The sequence below is a fragment of the Lentzea sp. NBRC 105346 genome (assembly GCF_030269605.1).
Lineage (GTDB): Bacteria > Actinomycetota > Actinomycetes > Mycobacteriales > Pseudonocardiaceae > Lentzea.
In genome coordinates, this window is the sequence record NZ_BSTQ01000004.1 from 241603 (window position 1) to 265735 (window position 24133).

Sequence of the window (24133 nt, forward strand, 5' to 3'; positions counted from 1 at the left end):
GATGGTTGGCTGCCGCCGTGCCCCAGATCCTGTCCAGGCCTGCGTTGTCCGGTGCGGCTGCGGCGTGGCCGGGATGAGTGGCCAGAGTTTCGTTGTTTTGAAAGTACGTACGAAACATGAGCCACACATCGCAGCCACGCCCGCAGGCCGAAGGCCACGACGCAAAACGACCTCGGATCGGGACCACGACGGCAGACAACCTGCCCTTCTCGGTACGAGTGGGCCGACGAAGTCGGTCCACTCGTGTCGCGGCCGCAGGCCGCGTCCACCGCACTAGGAGGTGCACTGCTCACTCGCGGGCAGGCCCGCGTACTTGTCCCCCGTGAAGTAGATGGCGCTAGCCAGCCACCGCCCACCGTCCTGCCGGCTGACCATGATCCAGACGTTGTTGCTGATCCCGAAGTCGGACACCGTCTCCCCGTCGGTCCAGCAGTAGGCGATGTGCGTCTCGCCCTCGCCGATGTGCCCGACGACGGGACACGACAGCGACTCACACGAGCGGATGTTCACGTCGTGCCAAGCGGTCACGCGGTAGATCTCACCGGCGCTCGCGGTGGCGGTACCACTGACGAGCGCGGCAGCGGCGAGCGCGGAACCGGCCAAAGCCTTGAGCATCGTTTCTCCCAGTTGTCGATGTGTTGAGTGGCCCTCGCTCCGCTCGGGCGGCGAGTTCGCCTGCCTTGTGGGTGGGCTGAGCCCACCCACGCGAACTCGCGGTTTGTCGATCACTGACAGGAAACGGTGGTTGGGCGGATGTGGTTGCACGACAAAGGCCGGCCCGAAGGCCGGCCTTGGGGAAAGTCGTTCAGCGGGTGGCGCGCAGCACCGAGCGGAAGGCGTCCCGGTTGACCCAGGCCAGGTAGACCTCGGCGGCCGACACGATGACGGCGAGCACGAGACCGGAGGGCTCCAGGAACACGTGGAACAGGAAGATGTTGACGACCATCGGCGCCAGCATCGTCAGCGCGAGCGGCACGTACCGGTTGGTCAGCAGCAGGATGCCGGCGATCAGCTGCACGGCGGAGCTGAGCTGCACCATGTAGCCGGTCTCGGCCAGGGCGATGCTGAACTTCAAGGCACCGGCGGACATCGCGGAGGGGTCGCCGGGCATGAAATTCAGGAAGCCGTTGGCCCCGGTCATGGTGAACAGAAGCCCGATGATCACCCGCACCGTCGCGGTCGTGATGCGGGCTGCGTGGGAAGAGACGGAGGTGGTGACGGCGGCGGGGGCGGTGGTCGTGGTGGCCATTGTTCTGCTCCTTCGAGTTCGTCTTCTATCCAGGCGTCGGATGGGCGACGCCTGGATCGACAAACTCGCGGAAAAACCTTCGAAGATCTTTTCACCGGGCTACTGACCAGCGGTTATACGTCCAGGTCCACGTCGGTCAGCGGGTAGGCGACGCACGAGTGCGTGTACCCGTAGGCGGCGTCGGTCAGCCGGAGCTTGGCCTCGGACGCGTTGTGCACGGTGCCCGAGCAGACCCGGACGCGACACAGGCTGCACTCGCCGGACCGGCACGCGCTCTCGGGCTGGATGCCGTTGTCCTCCAGGGCATCGAGCAACGGCCGGTTGCGCGGCGTCCGGAACGTGCGCCCGCGCGCGGTCACGGTCACCTGTTCGGTCGGGTCCGCGTCGGCGGGCCAGTGCGGCTGACTCGTGGGGTCGGCCGGTGCCCCGTTGGCCTCGAACCGGATGCGGCGCCGCGGGTGGCCGAGCGCGGTGAGCTGCTCGAGTGCGAACGGGTACATCTGTTGCGGTCCGCAGACGTAGACCATGCGGTTGTCGAGCGGGCCGGCGAGTGCGGTGATGACGTCGGACGTGAGCAGGTCGCCGATGACGTGGTCGACGGTGATGTTCGGGTGCGCGACGGCGAGTTCGTCGAAGAAGATGATGTCCGACTCGTCGCGCGAGCCGTAGATGAGGTGCAGGCGGCGGTCCAGGCCGTGGTCGACGATGTCGCGGATCATGCTCATCGCGGGGACTACGCCGGAGCCGCCGGCGAGGAACACCACGCTGTTGCCGTGGAAGAGCGGGTTGTGGTGGAACGTGCCCATCGGGCCGCTCGTGGTGACCGTGTCGCCTACCGACAGCTCGTCGAGCAGTAGATTGCTGATCCGTCCATTTAGGACTCTCCGGATGGTGAGGTCGTAGTGGCTGAGTCGTGCGGGGCTGGATGCGATGGCGTATGGGCGGTTGGTGCCGTCGGCGAAGAGTGCTACGTACTGGCCCGCTAGGAACGGAGGGAGGTCGGTGTTGTCGGGGCGGCTTAGGCGGAACGTCTTGGTGGTGGGGGTTTCTGGGATGACCTCGGTGACTTTGAGGGTTAGGCGGCGTGGGTGGTAGGTGTTGATGATTTGGGTGGTGCCTGCCAGGTGGTCGGTCGTGTCCGGGACTCGGGCCGCGATGTCGGCCAGGACGTCGGCGGAGTGGTCGAACCGGTCGGTTAGGGGGTGCTTCACGAGGTCTCCTTGGTGCGCGGCAGGGGCTTGCGTGGATGGTTGGCTGCCGATTGCGTGCGTGGTCGCCGGCTTTCGTGCCGGTTGCGTGCGTGGTTGGTGGTTGCGTGGTGGGCCTTGGCTGCCGGTTCCGTGGTTGCTCGCTTGGCTGCCGGTTCCGTGCGTGGTCGCCTTTTGTTGGCTGCCGGTGTCGTGGGGCGCTGCGTCTTCCGGGACGCGCTTCGCGCGTGCGATTGGGGCTTGACTTGGGGCCCCTCGCGGCGTGGTGGGCCGGCTCCGCCGGCAGATGCAAGATCTGCCGGCCCAACAAGGGCTACCACACCGCACCCCAAGTCAAGCCCCAATCGCGTTCCGTACGTGCCCACCAAACGCGCCCCACTCTGGGTGCGTGGTCGCCACCTCGGCTGCCGGTCCCGTGCATGGTCGCTTCGTTGGTTGCCGGTCCCGTGCATGGTCGCTTCGTTGGTTGCCGGTCCCGTGCGTGGTCGCTTCGTTGGTTGCCGGTCCCGTGCGTGGTCGCTTCGTTGGTTGCCGGTCCCGTGCGTGGTCGCTTCGTTGGCTGCCGGTCCCGTGCGTGGTCGCCTTCGGCTCGGTCGCCGGACCCGCAGATGCCCAAATCGGCTCGCGCTCCGCGCATCGCCCGGACCCGGCCCATCCGACCCGCGCGAGTCGTACGTTCGCGACCCCCGAGCCGTACGTTCCCGACGCCCGAGCTGTACGCTCCCGACCCTCGAGCCGCTGGCCCGAGAACTGTCGGTCCCCCTCGCTAGCCTGAGATACGGGGGCAGTTCACAACGCCAGCGCGTCGACACACCCCCAGCCGACTGTAGCGCCAGCCTCCGACAATTCCGGCCCACACCAACCGACCCGCGCGAGTCTTACCGTCCGGCCCCCTGTGTCTGACGCTCCCGCACCCCGGTGCGCAGCAGGCGGCGGGCGACTCGGACTCCGGCCTGGAGGGTGGGCTGGAAACCGCCCGCACCCGCCCACGACCCGGCCAGGTGCAGCCCAGGCACACCGGTCTCGCGTTCGCTGTCCCGGAACAGCCACCCCTCGGTGGCGTCCTGGTCATAGCCGTAGATCGCGCCACCGGGATGACCGAGATAGCGGGCCATGGTCAGCGGCGTGGCGACGTCGACCTCCTCGATGGCGTCGCGGATACCGGGCGTGAGGTGTTCGACGACGTCCAGGAGTGTCTCGGCGTAGGCGAACTTGGTGCGCGCGTAGTCACGGGGCGAGAGCTTGGACCAGATGTCGCCGTACTGCAGCGTCATGAGGCTGACGTGCGTGGCGCCGGACGGGGCGAAGCCGATCGGGGCGACGTCGTAGCTGGAAACGCAGACACCGCGCGCGGGTGACAGGGTGTGCATTGCCGCGTAGGTGCGTTCGGGGTCCGCGTCCAGGTTGACGAAGCTGGTGCTGGTGGTGAAGCCGAGTTCGGCGGGCGTGGCGTCCAGGCCCATGTGCATGACGAAACCGGACACGCCTAGTCGGCGCGTCGACAGGTCGTCGCGTACGGCTGCGGGAACGTCGGGCAGCATCCCGTAGGTCGTTGGCAGGGAAGCGTTGGAGACGACGTGGTAGGCGCCGATGTCCGAGCCGTCGTCCAGCCGCACGCCGGTGACGGCGCCGTTGTGGGTGAGGATGTTCGTGACGGCGGTGTTGAAGCGGACCTCGCCGCCCGCCCGTAGGAACGAGTCGAGGATCGCGGTGGACATCGCCTGCGAGCCGCCGCGTACGTGCCACGGCTTGAACTCCAGGTACGCGAACAGCATCAAAGCCATGTCCTGGAACGGCAATGCCGACGGCGGCTGGCCCATGTACGTCCAGTAGACGCTGAGGGCGGTCTTGATGCCCTCGTCGTCGAAGTACTCGTCGAGCACGTCGCGTGTGGGGCGTAGCGCGTAGCGGAACAGCATCGGGTCGATGCCGTCGGCCGACTTTGCCCGCATGGCGGTGATCTGCCAGAAGGTCAGCGTCCGGACCAGGTCGAAGAACTTCGCCACGCGGTCCTTGTTGCCGGGGAAGGCTTCTTCGAGTGCGTCGACGGCGCCGGCCCAGTCGGCGGGCAGCGTGACGTCCAGGACGCCGGGCACCTTGATGCGGTACAGGTCGTGTTCCTCGACGAAGTCGAGGTTCACGTCCAGCTCGTCGAACAGCCCGCGCAGCGAGAACGGCTGGCCCTCGTGGCCGATGCCGGACAGCTGGTGCAGCGCCACCTCGAACTCGTAGCGCCCGCGCCGGAACGACGTGGCGCAGCCGCCGGGCACGTTGTGCCGCTCCACCAACAGGGTGCGCGCACCTGCCCGTTGCAACGTGGCGGCGGCGGTCAGGCCCGCGTTGCCCGCGCCGACGACGATCGCGTCGTAGTCGGTCATTCGCCGGTCACTTCCCGGACGATCTGGGGGAACCGTTCCGCCATCGCCTCGGACAGCGCCATGGCGGCCGACAGCGGGCGCACCATCACGGTGAAGTCGCTGATCTTTCCTTCCGCGTTGACGTGGATGAAGTCGCAGCCCTGCAGCTCCTTGCCGTTCACCCACGCCCGGAAGACCAGCGCGTGCTCCGGCCCGTCGTTGATCTCGCGGATGTAGGTGAAGTCCTGGAAGACCTCGCTGACGTGCCTGAGGATCGCCGCGGTGACGGCCTTGCCGGGGTAAGGCTTGAAGGCCACGGGACTGGTGAACACGACGTCGTCGGCCAGCAGCTCGCGGATGGTCTCGTGATCGCCCGCTTCGACGGCCTTGCGGAATGCCTCCACGACTCCCACCTCTTACTCAATTTGTTGACTAGGTGTGGAGTAGAGTATCGACGTACCCGGCCGCTGGCTAGAGATAGGTTTCCGCCATGGCACTGCGTCACGCGGTTATGGCCGCGCTCCTCGAGGGGGAGGCGTCGGGGTACGACCTGGCCAAGGGCTTCGACGCCTCGGTGGCCAACTTCTGGATGGCGACGCCCCAGCAGGTCTACCGCGAACTGGAGAAGATGGAGGCCGACGGGCTGATCAGCGCCCGGATCGTCGAGCAGGAGCGCCGGCCGAACAAACGCCTGTTCTCGCTCACCGAGACCGGCCACGAGACGCTGCGCCGGTTCATCGCCGCGCCGGCCAAGCCGGGGGCGATCCGGGAGGAGCTGCTGGTCAAGGTCCAGGCCGTGGACGCCGGTGATCCAGAGGCCGTCGAGGCGACGCTCGCGCGGCGGCTGGAGTTCGCGCGCGCCAAGCTCGCCGGGTACGACCGGTTGCGCGACCGGCTGCTCGACGGTCGTACCGAGGAGGACTACGTGCGGAGCGCCGACCGCATCGGTCCCTACCTGACGCTGATGCGCGGCCGGGCGTTCGAGCAGGAGAACATCCAGTGGATGGAGCGATCCCTGGAGATCCTTCGCCTGCGGGAAAAACGCTGAGGGCACCCCCGCGGGGGTGCCCTCAGCACAACGTCAGCGGTTCGCGTCGACCCCGAAGGACTTCGCCAGGTCGTCGAGGATCAGGTGCGCGGCCTGGACACCGATGCCGGAGATCCAGATCTCGTCCTTCACCTCGTACACCTTGCCCGCCTTGACCGCGGACATCTGCGCCCACAGCGGGCTCGCCTGGGTGGCCTGCTTCTGGGTCTTCTCCGGCGACACGGCGGTCGTCACGAAAACGGCGTCGGCGTCGGCCTTGTCGATCAGCTCGGGGCCGATCTCGTTGTCGAACTTGTCCTCGCTCTGCGACGCCGGGCGGGTGACGCCGGTGTCGGCGAGCACGGTGCCGGGGAAGTTCGCCTTCTGGTACATGCGGATCTTGCCCGCCATGAAGCGCGTGATCGAGACGGTCGGCGCCTTGCCGCCGTTCTTCGCCACGATCGCCTCACCGACCTTCTTGGCACGGGCCTCGTAGGCGGCGAGCAGGTCTGCCGCCTCCTTCTCCTTGCCGAGCGCCTTGGCGTGCACGGCCAGGTTCGCCTTCCACGGCGCGCCGGTCGTCTCGGTCAGCACGGTCGGGGCGATCTTCGACAGCTGGTCGTAGATCTTGTCGTGGCGCACCTTGTTGGACAGGATCAGGTCCGGCTTCAGCGACGCGATCAGGTCGAGCTTCGGCTCGGCGCTCGTGCCGACCTCCTTGGCGTCGCCCACCTTGTCCTTGAGGTACTCCGGGAAGCGCGCCGCGTCGGACAGGTGCGGCGGGATCGCGCCGACCGGCTTGATGCCGAGCAGAGTCACCGAGTCGAGCTCGGCGGTGTCGAGCACGACGACGCGTTCGGGCTTCTTCGGGATGCTCACGTCACCCTTGGCGGTGGTGACGGTGCGCGGGAAGACCGCGTCGGAGGCGCCCGGCGTGGCAGTGGACGGGGCGGCGTTGCCACCACCACAGGCGGCGGTGAGGGCGACGAGGCCTACGGCGGCCAGCGTGCCGAGGGTGCGGCGGAGCATCACGGGTTTCCTTCCGGGGAACGGGGAATGGGCAGAACCAGAGGCGTGTCCGAGGTGGGATCGGTGATGATCTTGCAGTGGACGCCGAAGACGTCGTGGACGAGTTGTTCCGTCAGCACGTCCTCGGGCGGGCCCGCCGCGGCGATCCGTCCGTTGTGGACGACGACCAGGTGGTGCGCGTAGCGCGCGGCCTGGGCGAGGTCGTGCAGCACGAGCACGGTGGTGCGGCCGTCGGCGGCGTTGAGCTTCGCGACCAGGTCGAGCAGGTCCAGCTGGTAGCGCAGGTCGAGGAACGTCGTGGGCTCGTCCAGCAGCAGGTACTCGGTGCGTTGCGCGAGCGCCAGTGCGATCCACGCGCGCTGCCGCTGCCCGCCGGAGAGCCGGTCGACGGGGCGGGTGCGCAGCTCCGTGAGGCTGGTGCGTTCCAGTGCCGCGTCGACGGCCTCCTGGTCTCCGGCCGACCACGGCGTGAGGAACTTCTGGTACGGGTGCCGGCCGCGCCGCACCAGCGCCTCGACCGACACACCCGTTGGTACGACCGGGGATTGCGGCAGCAGCGCCAGCTTGCGGGCCAGCTGCTTGGGCTGGATGCGGCGTAGTGCCGTGCCGTCGAGCGTGACCTCGCCCGCGGTCGGCTTGAGGATCCCCCCGAGGGCCCGCAGCAGGGTGGACTTGCCGCACCCGTTCGGCCCGACGACAGCGGTGATCCGGCCTTGGGGCACCTCCAGATCCACGCCGTCGAGGACGGTGCGGGACTGGTAGGCGAGCGTGAGACGCGACGCCGCGAGGGTCATGCCGCCGTCCTTTCCTTGCGGGTGGAACGCAGCAGCACCCAGCAGAACCAGGGGGCGCCGAGCGTCGCGGTGACGACGCCGACGGGAATCGGCCGGGCGAGCGCCGAGGTGGCGATCAGGTCGGAGCCGACGACGAGGACCGCGCCGAACAACGCGCCGAGCAGCAAGATCCCGCCCGACGGCGTGCCCGGCTTCGTCGGGCCGGAACACGCGCGGGCGAGGTGCGGCACGCCGAGCGCGATGAATGCCACCGGACCCGCCAGCGCGACACCGGTCGCGGCCAGCCCGACCGCGGTGACGAGCAACAGCAGCCGGGCGCGGTTCGGTGGCAGGCCGACTGAATGCGCGAGGTCGTCACCGAGTTCCAGCACCGCGAGCCGCTGCAGCTGGCCGAACGCGAACGGCAGGATCACCAGTGCGGCGACGGTCGCGACCCCGACCTCCGCCCACGTGCGGCCGGCGAGCGAGCCGGTCGTCCACAGAAGTGCTTGCTGGGCAACGGAGAGCGGGAACGTCACCACCGCCCACGTGATCACGGTGAGCGCGATCGCGGACAGGCCGATGCCGACGAGCACGATCCGCTCGCCGTCCAACCCCTTGCGCCACGCCAGGAGCACGAGCGCCGCGGCGGCGGCCAGCGCACCGCCGAAGACGCCGAGCGGGACGAGTGCCGCGGGGACGCCCGCGGCGATCGAGAGCACCGCGCCGGCGGACGCGCCGTGGGAAACGCCGACGACGTCAGGGGATGCGAGCGGGTTGCGCAGCAGGCCCTGCAGCAGCGCGCCGGACGCGGCGAGACAACCGCCCGCCAGTGCGCCCGCCAGCACCCGCGGCAGCCGGAACTCGAAGATGATCAGGTTCGTGCCGCCGTCGGCCTGCTGGAAGGCGCCGGCGATCACTTCGGCCGGCGTGAACCGGACGTCGCCGAGGCTGAGCGCCAGCACCATCATGGCGAGCAACGCGGCGAAGGCGACGGCGCAGAAGACGGCCGACCGCAGGGGTGACGGCATGCCGGGCACACCGATGAACCGCTTCGCCTGAGGGCGTTCGATCGTGATCATCGCCCGTCCGCCTTTGGGCGTGCCCTGAAGGGCACCCTCAGGACGTCAGACGCCCTGAGGGTGCCCTTCAGGGCGTCTGGTGCCGTGAGGGTGCCCTTCAGGGCACTTTCGTCGGTGGTCATCGGCCCTCCGCGCGGATGGTTGAGGCGCGGCGCGCGAGCACGATCAGCACCGGTGCGCCGATCAACGTGGTGACGATGCCGACCTCGAGCTCGGCGGGCCGGGCGACCAACCGCCCCACCACGTCGGCCGTCAGCAGCAGCACGGGGCCGAGCAGCGCACAGGCCGGCAGCAGCCGCGTGTGCTCGGCCCCGGAGACGAGCCGGATCAGGTGCGGCACGGCGAGTCCGACGAAGGCGATCGGCCCGGCCGCCGCGACGGCCGCCCCGGCCAGCAGCACGACGGCGAGTGCTCCCACCAGGCGGACGCGCGTCGGGTGCACGCCGAGCGACACGGCCTGTTCGTCGCCGAGCGCGAGCGCGTCCAGCGAGCGTGCCAGCCCGAACGCGATCAGCAGACCGGCGATCACCAGCGGCGCGCTGTAGACCATGATCCCGGGATCACGCGCGACGAGTGACCCGGCGAGCCAGTGCCTGGCCTCCTCGAGCGTGCGACCGGAGAGCACGAGGATCGTCGTCGTCCACGCCGACAACATCGTGGCGATCACCGCGCCGGCCAGCGCGAGTCGCGTCGGTGCGGCGGGCGCGCCGGCGGTGGCCAGCCCGTACGCGAGGACGGCGGCGATGGCGGCGCCGGCGATCGCGGCGCCCGCGTAGCCCGCCGCGCTCGCCACGCCGAACACGTGGATGGCGGCCACGACGGCGAACGACGCGCCGGCGTTGATGCCCAGCACGCTGGGGGAGGCGATCGGGTTGCGGGTGATGCCCTGCATCACCGCGCCCGCCACGGCGAGCCCCGACCCGGCCAGCAGGCCGAGCCACGTGCGCGGGACGCGGATGCCGTTGACGACCAGGTCGGCGGTGCCGCCGTCGGGCTCGGTCAGCGCGCGGACGACCTCACCGAGTCCGAGCTCACGCCCGCCCAGGAACAGGCTGGCCGCGACGGCGGTGCCGAGCAGCACGAACGCGGTGAGCCATCCGGCCGCGGTGCGCACCCTCACGAGCTGCTCCCCTCAGGTGATCAAGGTCTGGCCCGATCGGGGCCAAACGGGCGCGAATCTAATTAGGTAAGGCTCGGTTAAGCAAGGGCCTGCGGCGTGTTGATTGTCATGACCGATCGGTTTGCCAAATTAGGGCACACTTATTTAGGTATGCCTAGGTTAAGGTAGACAACGTCGAGGGGGACGGATCGTGCCGATCTACATCACCGCGCTGAACCCCACGGACGCGGTCACGGTCGGTCTGCTCCCCGCCGCGCACCGGCTCGGACTGGAATCGGTGCTGCTCACGAACCAGGTGGACGATCACCTGAAGGCGTACGAGAACGGCCCCGCGCCGATCGCCGTGATCGACACCGACGTCCGCGACGCCGGGGCGGTCGCCGCTCGGGTGCACTCGCTCGTGGCGCGATTCGGGCGTCCGGACGCGCTGCTGAGCAACAGCGATCACCTGCAGACCGCCACCGCGCTGGCCGCGGAGCTGCTCGGCCTGCCGGGCAAATCGTGGCAGGCGGCGCTGCGGTGCAAGAACAAGTTCCTCACCCGCCGCACGCTCGCCGAGGCCGGGCTCGACGTCGTGACGAGCGTAGAGATCGGCCCGCGGGACGATCCCGCGTCCATCGACATCCCGTTCCCGGCGGTGGTCAAGCCGCGTGAAGGCGTGGCCAGCGAGGACGCCTCGCTCGTGGCCGATCACGCCGAGCTCGTCGCGACCGTGGGCGAGATCCGCGGCCGCAAGCCCGGCCTGACGCTCGTGGCCGAGGAGTACCTCGCCGGGCCGCTGCGGACCTACGAGACGCTCGGCGACGGAACCTCGTTGCACCACTTCGGTTCCTGGCGCACCACGCTCGGCCCGCCGCCGCGGTTCACCGAGGACCGCCTGGAGTGGGACCCGGTGCTGCCCGCGCCGGTGACGGCACACCTGAGGGCACAGCTCGACGCGCTCGGCGTCGGCTTCGGAGCGTGTCACACGGAGTTCGTCGCCGACGGCGACCGCGCGCGGATCATCGAGGTCAACTACCGGCTCATCGGCGACACCATGGACCTGATCACGTCCGAGCTGCTCGGCGTCGACCTGTTCGCCGAACTGATCAAGCTGCACCTCGGCGGGACGCTCGGTGAGCTGCCCGATCCCGCGACGATCGCGCGGCACGGCCGCGTGGACTACGTCATGGCCGACCGCGCCGGAACGCTCGTCGACGCACCTGCCGCGCTGGTCGAACAGGTCGGCGAGGTCCGGATCGGGCACCGGCCGTTGCGTGAGATCGGAGTCACCGCACCGCTGCACGGCACCAACCGCGACTACCTGGCGGCGGTGCACGGCATCGGTCCCGACGTGGCCACCGTCGACACCGCGGTCGACGGCTTCCTCGCCGACCACAAGTGGGTGATCGCGTGAGTGCCGAAAGCGATCTGCTGCTGCGCGTGCTGGACGCGTTGTGGCGCGAGGACCATCTCGGGCTGCACACCAACGGTTCGCTGACCGGGCAGTGGTGGGAGGCGCCGTTGCCGGACGGCCGGGTCGTGCGTTTTCCCGTGCGCCCGGACGGTTTCCTGGCCGATCATGCCGTCGCCGAACCGCGGCTCGTCGTCGGGGAGCGCGTGCTGACGACGCTCACCGAAGTGCTGGCGGAGCTCGCGCCCCGGAACGACGAGGAGGCGGAGGCGGGCTGGGCGTCGTTCACCGAGGAGTGCGCGCAGACCCTGGCCACCGTCCGCCTGCACGACGCCGCGCGTCCCGAGCTGTACGCCAAGGTCGATCCCGGGGCCACCGGCTTCAGCGGCCTGCTCGACTTCGAGGCGCTGGCGGCGCTGCGCGACCACCCCGTGCATCCGACCGGCCGGTGCCGGTGGGGGATGAGCGAAAGCGAGTTACGCCGGTACGCACCGGAGTTCCTGCCGTCCTTCCGGTTGCAGTGGACTGCGGTCCCACGAGAGAAGCTCAACCTGTCGCCCGCCCTCGCCGGTGAACTGCCCGGCTGGTGGCCGGACCTCGAAGGCGACGACTTCGCGGTCCCGGTGCACCCGCTCACGGTCGAACGGCTCGGTTTGTCCACTGTGGACCTGCCTGGGCTCGATGTGACGCCGACGCTGTCGACCCGCACGGTCGCCCTGCACGCCGAACCCGGCACGCACCTGAAGCTGCCGCTGCCGACGGCGACCCTGGGCGCGCGCAACAAGCGCAGCATCAAGCCGGGGACCCTGGCCGACGGCGACGCCGTGCACCGGTTGTTGCAGAAGATCCTGGATCGCGAATCCGGGCTGGCGGCGAACGTGCTGCTCGCCGACGAGTCCGCCTGGCTCGACAGCGCCGACGAGATGCTCGCCGTGCTCATCCGCCGGTACCCCGCCGAGATCGCGAACGACACGCTCGTGCCCGCCGCGGCCCTGCTCGCGGAGGACCCGCACCGGCCGGAGAGCACCCTGCTCGACCGGTTCTCGGGCGGTGACGTCGAGGCCTGGTTCGACAGCTACCTGACCGCGTTGCTCGACTGGCACGTCGCGCTGTGGTTGCGGTACGGCGTCGCGCTCGAGTCGCACCAGCAGAACATCACCGTCGCGTTCGGACAGTCGGTGCGCCTGGTCTACAAGGATGACGACGGCGCCCGCATCGACCGCGCCCGCCTGGAGGCCGCGCTCGGTGAACCGGCCGGGCCGTTCGCCGACGAGCGCATTGCCGTGTCCGATCCCGCCGAGCTCGCGGACATGTTCACCACGATCACGCTGCACCTGTGTGTCGCAGCGCCGATCGTCGCGTCCGGCCGCCGCTCGCTGTTCGCCCTCGCACGCCGCCGCCTCGAGGAGGCGGTCGAGCGCTGGCACGATCCCGCGGACGCGGGCTCGCGGGCGGCGGTGGACCTGTTGCGCCGCAAGGTCCTGGACGCCGATCGGTTGCCGATCAAGGCAATGGTCACGTCCGGCACGCTGCTGCCGAAGCACCGGCTGGGGTGCACGGACATCAACAAGCACTACCGGTACAGCGGGCCGAACTACCTGCGGGGTGGTTCCGATGTCCGTTGAGACGATCGCCCGGCCACAGGCCCTGCGCCGAGGGCACGTCGGGGCGGTGACCGTGGCGCACTGCTCGGCCGCGTTCGCCGCGCTCGGCCTGCCGCCCTACCTGCCGCAGCTGCTGCCGGAGCTCGGTGACCCGCAGGCGCGCTGGGCCGGCGTCTTGTACGTCGTGCCCACGCTGTGCACGGCGGTGGCCGCGCCGATCTGGGGCCGGCTCGCCGACCGGTACGGCCGGCGCACCCTGCTGGTCCGCGCACAACTCGGGCTCGCGCTCGCGTTCACGCTCGCCGCGCTGGCGGACAGCCTGCCGATGCTGGCGGCGGCACTGGCCGCACAGGGCCTGCTCGGCGGCACCTTCGCGGCCAGCGCCGCGTATCTCGCGTCCGGTTTGGACGGTCAGCCGCTCGCGCGGGCACTCGCGTTGATGCAGGGCTCGGCCCGGGCCGCCCTGGCGGGCGCGCCGGTGCTGGCCGGGCTGCTGGCCTCGGAGCTGTCGGTCCGCCAGATGTACGGCCTGGCGGCGTTGCTGCCGCTGGTCGCCGCCGTGGTGACGCTCGTGCTGCCGGAACCGGGCACGCGCGCGGAGCCGGTGACCGAGAACGAACCCGAACCGGAACCGGACCGCCGGTCGCGGATCAGCGTGCGGGGCCTGTGCCTGGCCGAGGCGGGGTTCGTGCTCGCCACGGTCGTCACGTTCCCGTACTTCCTGCCGCTGGCGGCGAAGATCGCTCCCGAGCTGCCGCCATGGGCCAGTGCCCTGCTGTTCGCGTTGCCCCACCTGTGTTACCTGCTCGCCGCCGCCCCGGCGTTGCGCTTCCTGCGCGACCGGGCCCGTGCCGGCCTGCTCGTGGGGTACGCGTGCGCCGCGATCTCCGCGCTGTTGCACCTCGTTCCGGTCTTCCTCCCGGACGCGGGGCTCGGCTGGCTGATCGCCGGCCGGGTACTGCTCGGCGCGGCCCTCACCTGCGGCCTGACCGCCCTGTCCCAGCTGTCCGCCGAGGCGGCACGGGGGCGGGCGCCGGGCCGGTTGTTCGGCACCGTCGAGGCGTGGTCCAAGGGCGGTGCCGTGGTCGCCGGCGTCGCGGCTTCCGCACTCGCCGCCTGGGGCGCCGCCGCCCCGCTCGTCGTCGCCGTCGTCACCGGCGCCGTGCTCGCGACGAGCGTCTTCCGCATCACCCGTGCCACCGCAGAGAGCCGGAGTTGACCGTGACCGTGTCCCTCACGGAAAAGAGTTCACGACCGGCCACGGCCGATCTCCTGGCGGGCCACACACTCCTCGGCACGCTGGTGCGGGAGGTCGCGGGCCCGCAACAGCAGACCACCTTGGTGGATGGCCACCTGCTGGTCCGCCTGCCGCACAGCGGACGGTTGCTGCGGGCGCGGGTGCGCCGCGCCTCGACCGTCGCCGCGCACCGGTTCACCGGACCCGTGCAGGTCCACGACTCGGCGGACGACTGGGACGACCTGACCATCGACGAGCTGGCCCGGCTCATCGGCGCCGAGCTCACCTACCGCAGCGGCTACCGCAACGACGAGTTCGTCGCCCAGGTCACCGCGAGCCGCGACACCCTCGCCGACATCCTGCTGACACGGCCCGCACACCCACAGCGGCCGGTCGGCGGCGTCGCGGGCGACTACCTGGACTCCGAACAGGCCCTGCTCGCCGGGCACCCCCGGCACCCGGCGCCGAAGTGGCGGTCCGGGGACCCGGCCCAGTGGCGGCGCTTCGCACCGGAGACGCGCACCGCGTTCCCGTTGCGCTGGCTCGCGAGCGACCAGGTCCTGGAGCACGGCGACTTCGACCGGCATGCGGGAGTCCCGGTGCCGGGCGCGATTCCCGTTCACCCGTGGCAGTTCCAGCTCGTCCGGCAGGACCCCGAGCTCGGCCCGGTGCTGCGCGCGGCGTTGCGCGACGGCGTCCTGCGCGACCTGGGCGAGATCGGCCCGGTGTTCCACCCGACCGCGAGCGTCCGCACGCTGTACCAGCCCGAGGCGGACCTGTTCCTCAAGACCAGCCTCAACGTCCGCATCACCAACTGCCTGCGCAAGAACGCGGCCTACGAGCTGGCGGGCGCGGTCGTGCTCACCGATGTCCTCAGTGGACCGTTCGCGGCCGTCACCGCCAAGTACCCGGACTTCGGTTTCCTGCCCGAACCCGCCGCCCGCAGCGTCGCGGTGCCCGAGCTCGTCGAGGCGTTCGGCACCATCGCGCGCGGCGGCCTGCGCGAGCACCTGCGTCCGGGGGAACGGGTGCACCTCGTGGGCACGCTGGCCGCCGAACACCCCGACCCGGCGGGCACGTGCACGCGGCTCGCCGACCTCTGCGATGTCGCCGATCAACGCGCCTGGGCGCAGCGGTGGTGGGAGCGTTACGTCCGCATGCTCGTACCTCCGGTGCTGCGGTTGTGGGCCGAGCACGGCGTCGTCCTCGAACCGCACCCGCAGAACGTCCTGGTCGCCGTCGGCCCGGACCGGATGCCGTCCCGCGTGCTGGTCCGCGACCTGGAGGGCACCAAGCTCATCGGCGACCGGCACACCGCCACGCTGGCGGCCATGCCGGCGGACGTGGCGCTGGCCGCGGGCTACGACGACGAACGCGGCTGGAACCGCATCGCGTACTGCCTCTTCGTCAACAACCTGACCGAGGTCGCCGCCGCGCTCGCCGACCTGGCGCCGCACCTCGAGGACGACCTGTGGTCGACGCTCTCCGACGTCGTCGCGGAGACGAGCGCCGAGCTCGGCCACCCGCCGCGGCTGCGGGCGCTGCTCGCCGGTGTTCCGTTGCCCGCCAAGACGAACCTGCTCGTGCGCTGGGAGCGCCGCGCCGACCGGCACGCGGGTTACGTGCCGTTCCCCAACCCGCTCGGCCAGGGGGAGTTCCTGTGACCACAACGATTCCCGCGATCCCGGTGACCGAGGCCGTCACGCGCGCAGCGCTGGAGGTATCCGGACCGGCGTACCTCTACGACCTGGCGCACCTCGACGCGCACGTCGCCGCGATCCGCGCCCGGACCACGGGCCTTGAGCTGCTGCACGCGGTCAAGGCCAACCCGGATCCCGGTCTGCTCAAGGTGATCGCCCGGCACGCCGACGGCCTGGAGGTGGCCAGTGGCGGCGAGCTCGCCCACGTCCGGGAGCACGTGCCCGGCGCGCTGCTCGCGTTCGGCGGCCCCGGGAAGACCGACGCGGAGCTCGCGGCGGCGGTCGCGGCCGGTGTGCACCGCTACCACGTGGAGAGCTTCTCCGAGCTGCGCCGGCTCAACCGGGCCGCGGCGGAGGCCGGCGTGGTCGCTTCAGTCCTGTTGCGCGTCAACATCTCCACCGGCGACACCGGCGGGGGCGTCCTGACCATGGGTGGCGTGCCCAGCCCGTTCGGCATGGATCCCGTCGAGGCCGACGCGTGCGTCGCGGCGTTGCCCGACCTCCCCGCGATCGACGTCGTCGGCGTGCACGCGCACCTCGCGAGCGGTCTCGACGCCGAGGCGTGTGCTGCGCAAGGTGGCGCGATCCTGTTGTGGGCCACGGAGTTCGCGCGACGGCACCGGCTGGGGCTGCGCGAGGTCAACGTCGGTGGCGGCATGTCCGTCGAGTACGGGCGGCCGGCCGAGCTGTTCGACTGGCAGAAGTACTCGCGTCAGCTGCTTTCCCTTGTCCCGCAAGGGTTCGACGGTGTCGTCCGGGTTGAACCGGGCCGGGCCGTCAGCGCGTACTCGGGCTGGTACGCGAGCCGTGTGCTCGACCTCAAGCGCAGTCACGGCGAATGGTTCGCGGTGTGCGCGGGCGGTACCCACCACCTGCGGACCCCGGCGGCGAAGGGACACGACCAGCCGCTCGTGGTCGTGCCGGTGGAGTCGTGGACCGAGCCGTGGCCGCGGCGGGCGACCGAGGAGGCCGTCACGTTCGTCGGCCAGCTGTGCACCCCGAAGGACGTGCTGGCCCGGCGGATCGAGGCGGGGCCGGTGCGGGTGGGTGACGTGGTCCTGTTCGCGATGGCGGGCGCATACGCCTACAACATCAGCCACAGCGACTTCCTCATGCACCCGCGGCCCGAGGTCCGGCACGTGGGAGCTCGGTGACCGGCCGGCTTCCCACCCCCAGTGGGAAGCCGGCCGGGAAGCTCAGCAGCTGTACCAGTTGCTCCAGCGGCGGCCGTCGCCGTTGACGCAGTACATCCCGTCGGTCCCGTAGACCTTCAGGGTGATCGAGGTGACCCGGCCCGCGCCGTTGACCGAACGCCTCAGGACGCGGATTCCGGCGCCGGTGTGGCTGTTGGCGACACCGTTGCCGAGTTGAGTCCAGTGCGGGTTGTTCGGCACCGTGCGGACGATCTTGTGGTCGGTTTGGACCATCACCCACTCCCTGGTGCCCGTCGCCCAGTCGATCTGCGCGAACGACTGCCCGTTCGTGCAGGCGGCGAGCCTCTTGTCGCTCGGGTAGGGGCCGGTCAGGATCCACCAGGTGTTCCAGCACGGCCACAGGGGACCGCTCCAGAACACGCCCTGCGAGTTAGTCACGTCGGCGTACCAGGCGTCCGCGCTCGCGGTGCCGGTCGAGAGACCGCAGAACAGGACCGCGGCGACCATCGCCGTCCAGCGTCGGGCTTTCGTCGTGAGCATGGAATTTCCTTTCGTTCCAAGACGAACCGAGTCTCGCCGCGCCGAACCGCGGTGCGGAGGGATCCCTCGGGGGAGGCTTCCTTGACACGCTGGGCCGAACGGCGTCACCGTGTACGGGGAGTCACCACGTCGTCAGGGGAGGCCGACGGTGACAGTGCGCAACACCCGGCTGAGGACTGCCCGCGAACAGGCGGGCCTGACCCGCGACGAGCTCGCGGAGCTGGTCAACGCCCACGTCTGGAACATCCACGGACGCCAGGTCGAGATCGACGCCAACTACGTCGGCAAGCTCGAACGCGGCGTCATCTGCTGGCCATCGGAGGACTATCGCGAAGCGCTGCGGGCCGTGTTCCGCGCGGCCGAAGACGGCGAGCTCGGATTCCGCAACACCCGCAAGGCCGAGCGGCCGGCCGGAATCGCCGTGACGTCATGGGACATCGCGCAGATCGGGAAGACCGCGGAGATGTTCACCGAGCTGCAGCACACCTACGGCGGATGGTCGATGCGCGAGCTGGTCACCGCCGGGATGCGGCAGGCGGAACACCTGCTTCAAGCGTCCTGTCCGGACGACCTGCGCGCGTCGCTGCACCACGCCGTCGCGCAGCTCGCGCACACCACGGGCTTCTCGGCGTTCGACGCCGGCGAGCACGACGTCGCGCGCCGGTACTTCGACTTCGCGCTGCGCTGTGCCGAGGAGAGCGGCGACTGGCACATCCGCGCCTACGTCCTGTCGTCGCTCGCCCGTCAGGCGACGTGGAGCGGTGACGCGGACGCGGGGCTGACGTTCGCCGAACGCGGGCTGGTGCGAGCCGACCGGCTGACTGCCACCGAACGCGCGATGCTGCACGCCGCGCGCGCCCGCGCGTTCGCCGCGATGCGCGACGTCCAGGGCACGATCGACGCCGTCGGCGTGGCCGACGAGCACTTCGAGCGGTCCTCGCCCGCCGAGGACCAGCCGTGGATGGCGTACTACGACCGCGCGCAGCACTGCGGTGATACCGGCGCCGCACTCGTCGAACTCGCCCTGCGCGGCGACCGCGTCGACGAGGCGCGGGAGCGGATATCGACCGCGGTCGCCGGACACGGCGAGAACCGGGCGCGGTCCCGGCTGCTCGCACGCCTCCTGCTGGCCCGGCTGGCGATGGCCGAGGGCGAGGTCGCGGAGGCGGTCACGATCGGCAGCGACGTGCTCGGCGTGTTCGACTCCGTGCGCTCGCGCCGCGTCGTCGACCAGCTGCTGCTGCTCGACGAGCTCGCCGCCGAATGGCAGCACGTGCCCGCGGTGCAACGGTTCCGCGGCCAGGTCTACGCAGCCAGGCCCCCGCAGTGCCGGCGGGCGATTGATCAGCGAACGGCCTGACCTACCGCCGCACCGCGAGCCGCAGCACGGTCGCCGCCGTCAACGCACCGGCGCCGACCATCCAACGGTGCTGCCGCAACCAGAGCAGCGGGCTCCGGCTGTGCGCCAGCCGGTCGAACTCGCCGTGTGCGCCGTGATCGGCTACGGCGTCGACCGCCGAGTAGAGGTTGTCCGGCGCGTCGGGATCACGCGGTTCACCGGTCTGCTGGGACCGGTAGCCGGTGCGGGCCAGATAGCGGTCGAGCAGCCCAGGCGCGATCTTGTTGGCGGTCACGGTGAGCACGGTCGACGCCCCGAGCAGGTACTCGCGATGGCGGGGGTTGTCGGCCGCGTAGACGATCGCCTGGGCGGCGACCTCGGGTTGGTAGATCGGCGGCACGGGCTGCGCGTGGCGCGGCAGCCGTGAGCGGACCCAGCCGAACTGCGGGGTGTTCACCGCGGGCAGCTGCACCATCGTGATCCGCACGTTCGACCGGTCGTGCAGCAGCTCGCAGCGCAGTGACTCGTAGAGGCCGTACTCGGCGTGCTTCGCGGCGCAATAACCGGTCTGCAGCGGGATGCCGCGCCGGGCCAGCGCCGAGCCGACGAACACGATCGTGCCGCGGTCGCGCGGCTTCATCCGCGCCAGTGCCGCGCGGGTTCCGTAGGCGGCGCCGAGGTAGGTGACCTCGGTGGTGCGTTTGAGCTCGGCGGGCGTGATGTCGGTGAACGAGGCGAACACCGACGAGAAGGCGTTGTTGACCCAGACGTCGATCGGCCCGAGCTCGCGTTCGATCAGGTCGGCGGCGGCCTCCACCGCCGCGGCGTCGGCGATGTCCAGGCTGATGGGCAGTGCCCGGCCGCCCAGCGCCTCGACGTCCCTCGCCGCGGCGGCGAGGCCTGTCTCTCCACGTGCGAGCAATGCCACGAGGTCCCCGCGGCGGGCGAACTCGCGCACCGTCGCACGCCCGACGCCCGCGCTCGCCCCGGTCACCACGACGACGCGGGTCATGACTGCTTCTTGATCGACTCACGCGCCGCGTCGTAGCCGATCTGCAGGGCGTCGGAGACGCCGATGGCGGTCAGCATGGTGGCGACGAGCCGGGTGAGCCGCGGTGCGAACACCATGCCCGCGGTGAACCCCGTCGACACCCAGACCGCCAGGCAGAACGGGCAGGTCAGCAGCTCACCGGCCGCGTGGCGGACACCGCGTCCGCGCACGGACTCGTTGACCTCGCCCATGCCGGTCTCCTCGTCGAACTCGGCGAACGGCGCGCGCAGCGGCGAGGTGACGGCGTCCTTGGTGAGCAGCCGGCTCGCCTTGTGCGTCGCGGTACCGAGCAGCAATGTGTCCGGCCACGTCAGGCGGTCCGGTAGCCGCACCCCGAAGGCGCGGCCGAGCAGGCCCAGCGCCGACACGGTCAGGGTGTAGGTCCCGAGCACCACCGCGTAGCCGCGCACCGGACGGTCCGCGTGTCCCGCGTACTTGCGCGCCATCCTCCGCGTGGGAGTCGTCATCGGCCCAGAGCTCGTTGCAGTTGCTGCTTGGTCATCCTCGAGCGTCCCTTGATGTTGCGCTTCTTCGCCTCGTTGTAGAGCTGTTCCTTCGTCGGTCCCTTGGGACCCTTGCTCCCGGACCGCTGCCCGCCCCGGCTCTGCGGCGACTTGTCCTTTGTGGACGAGCGACTGGCGGTCTTGGACTCACCGGACTGCGCGCGGTTCTTGTTCACCGTGCGCGCGGCGATCTCCTCCGCGCGGTCCTCGCCCGCGCCCCGCTTCTTCGCCGAGGACTTGATGTGCTTGTACTGACGTTCGCGTTTGTTGCTCCAGGCCTGCGGCATGTCTCCTCCCGACCACTGAACCGGCCTTTCCGGATGGCTACCCGCAACCGGCCGGGGGTACGCACGATCAGGACAGCAGTTCCCGCGCCTTCGTCTTCGCGCCCTCGACCATGAGGTGCCAGGCGGCCGGATCACCCCGCAGGATCGCCTCGGTCAGCGACTTGACCTGCTCGAACGTCGCGTGCGGCGGGATCGGCGGCACCTCGGGGTCGCAGCGCACGTCGAGCACCGTGGGCCGGTCGGCGGCGAGCGCGAGGTCCCATGCCGGCCCGATCTGTTCGGGCTCGTCGACGTTGACCGCCTCGAAGCCGAGGGAGCGCGCGAACGCCGCGTAGTCGACGTCCGGCAGCGTCTGCGACTCCTCGAACTTCGGCGCTCCGCCCATCGCGCGCAGCTCCCACGTGACCTGGTTGAGGTCGTTGTTGTGGAACACGCAGATCACCAGCCGCGGATCCGACCACCGGTCGGCATAGCGGCGGATGGTGATCAGCTCGTTCATGCCGTTCATCTGCATCGCGCCGTCTCCGGCGAGCACGACGACCGGCCGGTCGGGATGCGCGAACTTCGCGCCGACGCCGTACGGCACCCCCGCGCCCATGGTGGCCAGCGTGCCGGACAACGACCCGCGCATCCCGCGGCGCATCCGCAGGTCGCGGGCATACCAGTTGGTGGACGAACCGGAGTCCGCGGTCACGATCGCGTTCTCGGGCACGCGGCTGGACAGCTCCCACACGACCCGCATCGGGTTGACGGGATCGGCGGCCACCATGGCCTGTTGCTCCATGGTGTCCCACCATCCGGCGACGTTGCGTTCGATCTTCTCGCGCCACGCCCGGTCCGGCTTGTGCGCAACGAGGTCCGCCAGCCGCGTGAGCGTCGTCTTCGCGTCGCCGACGAGGTTGACCTCGGTCGGGTACCGCATGCCGATGAACTTGCCGTCGATGTCGATCTGGATGCCGCGCGCCTGGCCGAACTCCGGCAGGAACTGCGAGTACGGGAAGTTCGAGCCGACGATCAGCAGGGTGTCGCAGTCACGCATCAGCTCGTAGCTCGGTCGGGTGCCGAGCAACCCGATGGAACCGGTCACGTACGGCAGGTCGTCGGGCAGCACGTCCTTGCCCAGCAAGGCTTTCGCTACCCCGGCACCGGTGAGCTCGGCGATCCGCTCGACCTCGGCGGCCGCCGACCGCGCGCCCTGGCCGACGAGGACGGCGACCTTCTCGCCGGCGTTGAGGATCTCCGCCGCCCGCTGGAGTTCCTCCTGTGGCGGCACGACTTCCGCCCGCGGCGCGCTCGGCGGGCTGGACGGGATCTGCTTGAACGCGTGTTGTGGCGGCGTGTATTCCGCCTCCTGCACGTCACCGGGAATGATCACAACCGTGGGGCAGCGCTCGGCGAGCGCCACGCGGATCGCGCGGTCGATCGCGTTGGGCAGCTGGGCGGGGACGTTCACCTCGACGAGGTACTCGCTCGCGACGTCCTTGCACAGCGACTGGAGGTCGACCTCCTGCTGGTAGCTGCCGCCCATGGCGCTGCGCGCGGTCTGCCCGACGATCGCGACGACCGGCACGTGGTCGAGCTTCGCGTCGTACAACCCGTTGAGCAGGTGGATCGCTCCGGGACCCGACGTGGCCAGGCACACCCCGACCCGGCCGGAGAACTTGGCGTACCCGACCGCCGCGAGCGCGGCCATCTCCTCGTGCCGGACCTGGATGAAGCGGGGCCGGTCCTCCGCCTTGCCGAACGCGGCGACGAGGCCGTTGATCCCGTCACCCGGATAGGCGAACACCTGATCGACCTGCCAGTCCCGCAACCTGGACAGCACGTGGTCGGCGACCGTCTCGGGCATGGTTTCCCTCCAAGTTCGCTCGTCCTCCGGGCCTACCCCCTCAGCTGATCGTCAACACACACCCGGTGCGGATGCACCGGGTGTCTGTCCTCTCTGGACGGGGATTACGTGAACGACCACCGCTGGTTGGCGCCGGCGTAGCAGTCCCAGAGCTGCAGCCGGGTGCCGTCGGCGGAACTCGGTCCAGTCGCGTCAAGGCATCTGCCGGACGCGGGGTTGCGCAGCGTGCCGTCCGCCTGCGCCTGCCACTGCTGGTTCGGGGCGCCGGTGCAGTCCCAGATCTGCGTCACCGCGCCGTTGGCCGTGCCGGTAGCGTCCAGGCACTTGCCGAGCGCCCTCAGTGTTGTGCCGTTGCGGCTCCACTGTTGTGCGTTGGTGCCGTTGCACGTCCACAGCTGCACCGCCGTGCCGTTGGCGGAGTTCGCGCCCGCGACGTCGACGCACTTGCCGCCGTAACCGGTGATCGTGCCACCGGTGCTGCCGGAGGCGGTCTCGAAGATCGCGCTGAGCAGACTCGTGCTGCCGCTGGTGTCCTGCGACAGCTCCCAGTTCATGATTCCGCCCGCGTTGCCCACCGCCCACTGCGTCTTGCGCCGGATGGTCGGCAGGCCGTTGTAGCACTGCTGCTGGCCGTTGACGGTCGTGCAGTCGCGGTTGGCGTTGGCGGGGTCAATCTGCACAAGCTGCGCGTAGGTGAGGTAGGTCGGGCGGCTGTAGAACGGCACGCCCAGAACCGCTTTGCTCGCGGGCAGTCCGCGCCCCTTCCAGAAGTTCACGCTGCCGATCGACCAGTCGTAGTTCGCATGTGGGCTGCCGCCGTCGTACGCCATGATGTTGAGCCAGTCGACCGCGCCGAACACGGCCGGCTGCACCCCCTCCGCCGTGCCGCCCTCGCTGACGACCGCGGCGGTCAGCAGCTTGCCCCGGCTGTGCATCGCGCTGCTGAGCTGCTGCATCAACGCCGTGAAGTTGTTGCCCGACTGCCCTGGATCCGGGTACTCCCAGTCGATGTCGACGCCGTCGAGGCTGTACTGGTTGATCGTGCCGACCACGCTGTTGACGAACGTGGTGCGCGCGTTCGCGTTGCCGGCCAGCTGCTCGAACGCCGAGTCGTTGCCGTCGTTCCAGCCGCCGATCGCGAGCGAGACCTTGACCCCGTTCTGGTGCCCCAGGCTTACCAGTTGCTGGAGCTTGCCGGGGTCGGGGATCGCCTGCAGCGTGCCGTTGGAGTTCGGCAGCGCGAAGGCGTAGTTGATGTGCGTCAGCTTGCCGTACTGGATGGCGCTGACGTTGCCGGACCACGACGGCAGGTAGCCGACGCTCTTGAAGCCCGGCGGATACGCGGCTTGCGCCGCCGGTGCCGTGATCGTCATTGTCGCCGCGGCGGCCGCCAGCGCTAGGCCGGCCGTGGCGAGGCGGGAGATTCGCATGCGGGGTTGCCTTCCACTCCGTGCGCCCGACTGGCGACGGTAGGGGTCTAGACCCCTGGCAGGAAGATCGTTCCGGGACCGGAACGGATTCCGGTACGGCGCTCAGCTTCGCCACGTACACAAGGGAAGCGATTCCGCTTGAGAAGTGCTAGCGCGGGCTGATCTTGACATTCCCCGAACATCGCCCGAACCCGAAACGAT

Annotated in this window: 22 protein-coding genes; 7 read left to right on the forward strand and 15 right to left on the reverse strand. The window is 70.3% G+C overall.

Translation table 11 applies throughout. The annotated features are described in order from the left end of the window. Positions 1 to 273 precede the first annotated feature (273 nt). The 5 genes from QSK35_RS11070 to QSK35_RS11090 all read right to left on the reverse strand — a co-directional run bounded on the left by QSK35_RS11070 (position 274) and on the right by QSK35_RS11090 (position 5218). A complete protein-coding gene (locus tag QSK35_RS11070; protein WP_285744915.1) occupies positions 274 to 615 on the reverse strand; it encodes a hypothetical protein in 342 nt (113 codons plus the stop codon). Positions 616 to 805: 190 nt separating this feature from the next. Further along, positions 806 to 1249 (reverse strand): DoxX family membrane protein, encoded by a 444-nt coding sequence (locus tag QSK35_RS11075; protein WP_285744917.1) that lies wholly within the window; start codon positions 1247 to 1249, stop codon positions 806 to 808. 113 nt (positions 1250 to 1362) lie between these two features. Continuing rightward, the gene (locus tag QSK35_RS11080; RefSeq protein ID WP_285744919.1) at positions 1363 to 2460 is read right to left on the reverse strand and encodes a 2Fe-2S iron-sulfur cluster-binding protein; all 1098 of its coding nucleotides are present in this window, start codon (positions 2458 to 2460) and stop codon (positions 1363 to 1365) included. Positions 2461 to 3335: 875 nt separating this feature from the next. After that, a complete protein-coding gene (locus QSK35_RS11085; RefSeq protein WP_285744921.1) occupies positions 3336 to 4835 on the reverse strand; it encodes a phytoene desaturase family protein in 1500 nt (499 codons plus the stop codon). Continuing rightward, a complete protein-coding gene (locus QSK35_RS11090; RefSeq protein WP_285744923.1) occupies positions 4832 to 5218 on the reverse strand; it encodes a nuclear transport factor 2 family protein in 387 nt (128 codons plus the stop codon). The genes QSK35_RS11085 and QSK35_RS11090 overlap by 4 nt, the downstream gene beginning before the upstream one ends. Before the next feature lie 86 nt (positions 5219 to 5304). Between QSK35_RS11090 and QSK35_RS11095 the strand changes: the two genes are divergently transcribed. Continuing rightward, complete coding sequence (locus QSK35_RS11095; protein WP_285744925.1) at positions 5305 to 5862, forward strand: PadR family transcriptional regulator; 558 nt, start codon at positions 5305 to 5307, stop codon at positions 5860 to 5862. 33 nt (positions 5863 to 5895) lie between these two features. On the opposite strand, the gene QSK35_RS11100 is transcribed toward QSK35_RS11095, so the two are convergent. From QSK35_RS11100 to QSK35_RS11115, 4 genes are all read right to left on the reverse strand, one after another. Then, positions 5896 to 6870: an ABC transporter substrate-binding protein gene (locus tag QSK35_RS11100; RefSeq protein ID WP_285744927.1), complete on the reverse strand. Its 975-nt coding sequence runs from the start codon at positions 6868 to 6870 to the stop codon at positions 5896 to 5898. Then, the gene (locus QSK35_RS11105) at positions 6870 to 7664 is read right to left on the reverse strand and encodes an ABC transporter ATP-binding protein (RefSeq protein ID WP_285744929.1); all 795 of its coding nucleotides are present in this window, start codon (positions 7662 to 7664) and stop codon (positions 6870 to 6872) included. The genes QSK35_RS11100 and QSK35_RS11105 overlap by 1 nt, the downstream gene beginning before the upstream one ends. Further along, positions 7661 to 8725: a FecCD family ABC transporter permease gene (locus QSK35_RS11110; RefSeq protein ID WP_285744931.1), complete on the reverse strand. Its 1065-nt coding sequence runs from the start codon at positions 8723 to 8725 to the stop codon at positions 7661 to 7663. Before QSK35_RS11110 ends, QSK35_RS11105 begins: the two co-directional genes overlap by 4 nt. Positions 8726 to 8843: 118 nt before the next feature. Further along, the gene (locus tag QSK35_RS11115; protein ID WP_285744933.1) at positions 8844 to 9845 is read right to left on the reverse strand and encodes a FecCD family ABC transporter permease; all 1002 of its coding nucleotides are present in this window, start codon (positions 9843 to 9845) and stop codon (positions 8844 to 8846) included. Between the two features lie 190 nt (positions 9846 to 10035). On the opposite strand from QSK35_RS11115, the gene QSK35_RS11120 reads away from it, so the two are divergent. The 5 genes from QSK35_RS11120 to QSK35_RS11140 are packed head-to-tail and all read left to right on the forward strand — an operon-like array spanning position 10036 to position 16933. Next, on the forward strand, positions 10036 to 11241 hold the full coding sequence (locus QSK35_RS11120) for an ATP-grasp domain-containing protein (protein ID WP_285744935.1): 1206 nt from the start codon (positions 10036 to 10038) through the stop codon (positions 11239 to 11241). Continuing rightward, complete coding sequence (locus tag QSK35_RS11125; RefSeq protein ID WP_285744937.1) at positions 11238 to 12863, forward strand: IucA/IucC family protein; 1626 nt, start codon at positions 11238 to 11240, stop codon at positions 12861 to 12863. Before QSK35_RS11120 ends, QSK35_RS11125 begins: the two co-directional genes overlap by 4 nt. Further along, entirely contained in the window at positions 12853 to 14061 is a 1209-nt protein-coding gene (locus QSK35_RS11130) for an MFS transporter (RefSeq protein WP_285744939.1), read from the forward strand. The genes QSK35_RS11125 and QSK35_RS11130 overlap by 11 nt, the downstream gene beginning before the upstream one ends. Before the next feature lie 2 nt (positions 14062 to 14063). After that, complete coding sequence (locus tag QSK35_RS11135; protein ID WP_285744941.1) at positions 14064 to 15743, forward strand: IucA/IucC family protein; 1680 nt, start codon at positions 14064 to 14066, stop codon at positions 15741 to 15743. Continuing rightward, the gene (locus tag QSK35_RS11140) at positions 15740 to 16933 is read left to right on the forward strand and encodes a type III PLP-dependent enzyme (RefSeq protein ID WP_285744943.1); all 1194 of its coding nucleotides are present in this window, start codon (positions 15740 to 15742) and stop codon (positions 16931 to 16933) included. The genes QSK35_RS11135 and QSK35_RS11140 overlap by 4 nt, the downstream gene beginning before the upstream one ends. Before the next feature lie 42 nt (positions 16934 to 16975). Here QSK35_RS11140 and QSK35_RS11145 read toward each other — a convergent pair whose 3' ends face one another. After that, positions 16976 to 17473 carry a hypothetical protein gene (locus QSK35_RS11145; RefSeq protein WP_285744945.1) on the reverse strand — a complete coding sequence of 166 codons (498 nt, stop codon included), beginning with the start codon at positions 17471 to 17473 and terminating at the stop codon, positions 16976 to 16978. Between the two features lie 148 nt (positions 17474 to 17621). On the opposite strand from QSK35_RS11145, the gene QSK35_RS11150 reads away from it, so the two are divergent. Next, on the forward strand, positions 17622 to 18833 hold the full coding sequence (locus QSK35_RS11150; RefSeq protein ID WP_285744947.1) for a helix-turn-helix domain-containing protein: 1212 nt from the start codon (positions 17622 to 17624) through the stop codon (positions 18831 to 18833). A gap of 1 nt (position 18834) precedes the next feature. Here the strand turns inward: QSK35_RS11150 and QSK35_RS11155 are convergent, their stop codons facing one another. From QSK35_RS11155 to QSK35_RS11175, 5 genes are all read right to left on the reverse strand, one after another. After that, complete coding sequence (locus tag QSK35_RS11155; protein ID WP_285744949.1) at positions 18835 to 19824, reverse strand: SDR family oxidoreductase; 990 nt, start codon at positions 19822 to 19824, stop codon at positions 18835 to 18837. Then, complete coding sequence (locus QSK35_RS11160; RefSeq protein ID WP_285744951.1) at positions 19821 to 20330, reverse strand: DUF1360 domain-containing protein; 510 nt, start codon at positions 20328 to 20330, stop codon at positions 19821 to 19823. The genes QSK35_RS11155 and QSK35_RS11160 overlap by 4 nt, the downstream gene beginning before the upstream one ends. Further along, on the reverse strand, positions 20327 to 20653 hold the full coding sequence (locus QSK35_RS11165) for a plasmid stabilization protein (protein ID WP_285744953.1): 327 nt from the start codon (positions 20651 to 20653) through the stop codon (positions 20327 to 20329). The genes QSK35_RS11160 and QSK35_RS11165 overlap by 4 nt, the downstream gene beginning before the upstream one ends. Positions 20654 to 20720: 67 nt before the next feature. Beyond that, the gene (locus QSK35_RS11170) at positions 20721 to 22502 is read right to left on the reverse strand and encodes a thiamine pyrophosphate-requiring protein (protein ID WP_285744955.1); all 1782 of its coding nucleotides are present in this window, start codon (positions 22500 to 22502) and stop codon (positions 20721 to 20723) included. 104 nt (positions 22503 to 22606) lie between these two features. Beyond that, on the reverse strand, positions 22607 to 23932 hold the full coding sequence (locus tag QSK35_RS11175; protein ID WP_285744957.1) for a glycosyl hydrolase family 18 protein: 1326 nt from the start codon (positions 23930 to 23932) through the stop codon (positions 22607 to 22609). Between the last annotated feature and the right edge of the window lie 201 nt (positions 23933 to 24133).

Coding starts and splice junctions, on each gene's coding strand:
- QSK35_RS11070 (WP_285744915.1), bottom strand. CDS start 615: ATGCTCAAGGCTTTGGCCGGTTCCGCGCTCGCCGCTGCCGCGCTCGTC.
- QSK35_RS11075 (WP_285744917.1), bottom strand. CDS start 1,249: ATGGCCACCACGACCACCGCCCCCGCCGCCGTCACCACCTCCGTCTCT.
- QSK35_RS11085 (WP_285744921.1), bottom strand. CDS start 4,835: ATGACCGACTACGACGCGATCGTCGTCGGCGCGGGCAACGCGGGCCTG.
- QSK35_RS11095 (WP_285744925.1), top strand. CDS start 5,305: ATGGCACTGCGTCACGCGGTTATGGCCGCGCTCCTCGAGGGGGAGGCG.
- QSK35_RS11100 (WP_285744927.1), bottom strand. CDS start 6,870: ATGCTCCGCCGCACCCTCGGCACGCTGGCCGCCGTAGGCCTCGTCGCC.
- QSK35_RS11105 (WP_285744929.1), bottom strand. CDS start 7,664: ATGACCCTCGCGGCGTCGCGTCTCACGCTCGCCTACCAGTCCCGCACC.
- QSK35_RS11110 (WP_285744931.1), bottom strand. CDS start 8,725: ATGATCACGATCGAACGCCCTCAGGCGAAGCGGTTCATCGGTGTGCCC.
- QSK35_RS11130 (WP_285744939.1), top strand. CDS start 12,853: ATGTCCGTTGAGACGATCGCCCGGCCACAGGCCCTGCGCCGAGGGCAC.
- QSK35_RS11145 (WP_285744945.1), bottom strand. CDS start 17,473: ATGCTCACGACGAAAGCCCGACGCTGGACGGCGATGGTCGCCGCGGTC.
- QSK35_RS11155 (WP_285744949.1), bottom strand. CDS start 19,824: ATGACCCGCGTCGTCGTGGTGACCGGGGCGAGCGCGGGCGTCGGGCGT.
- QSK35_RS11160 (WP_285744951.1), bottom strand. CDS start 20,330: ATGACGACTCCCACGCGGAGGATGGCGCGCAAGTACGCGGGACACGCG.
- QSK35_RS11165 (WP_285744953.1), bottom strand. CDS start 20,653: ATGCCGCAGGCCTGGAGCAACAAACGCGAACGTCAGTACAAGCACATC.
- QSK35_RS11170 (WP_285744955.1), bottom strand. CDS start 22,502: ATGCCCGAGACGGTCGCCGACCACGTGCTGTCCAGGTTGCGGGACTGG.
- QSK35_RS11175 (WP_285744957.1), bottom strand. CDS start 23,932: ATGCGAATCTCCCGCCTCGCCACGGCCGGCCTAGCGCTGGCGGCCGCC.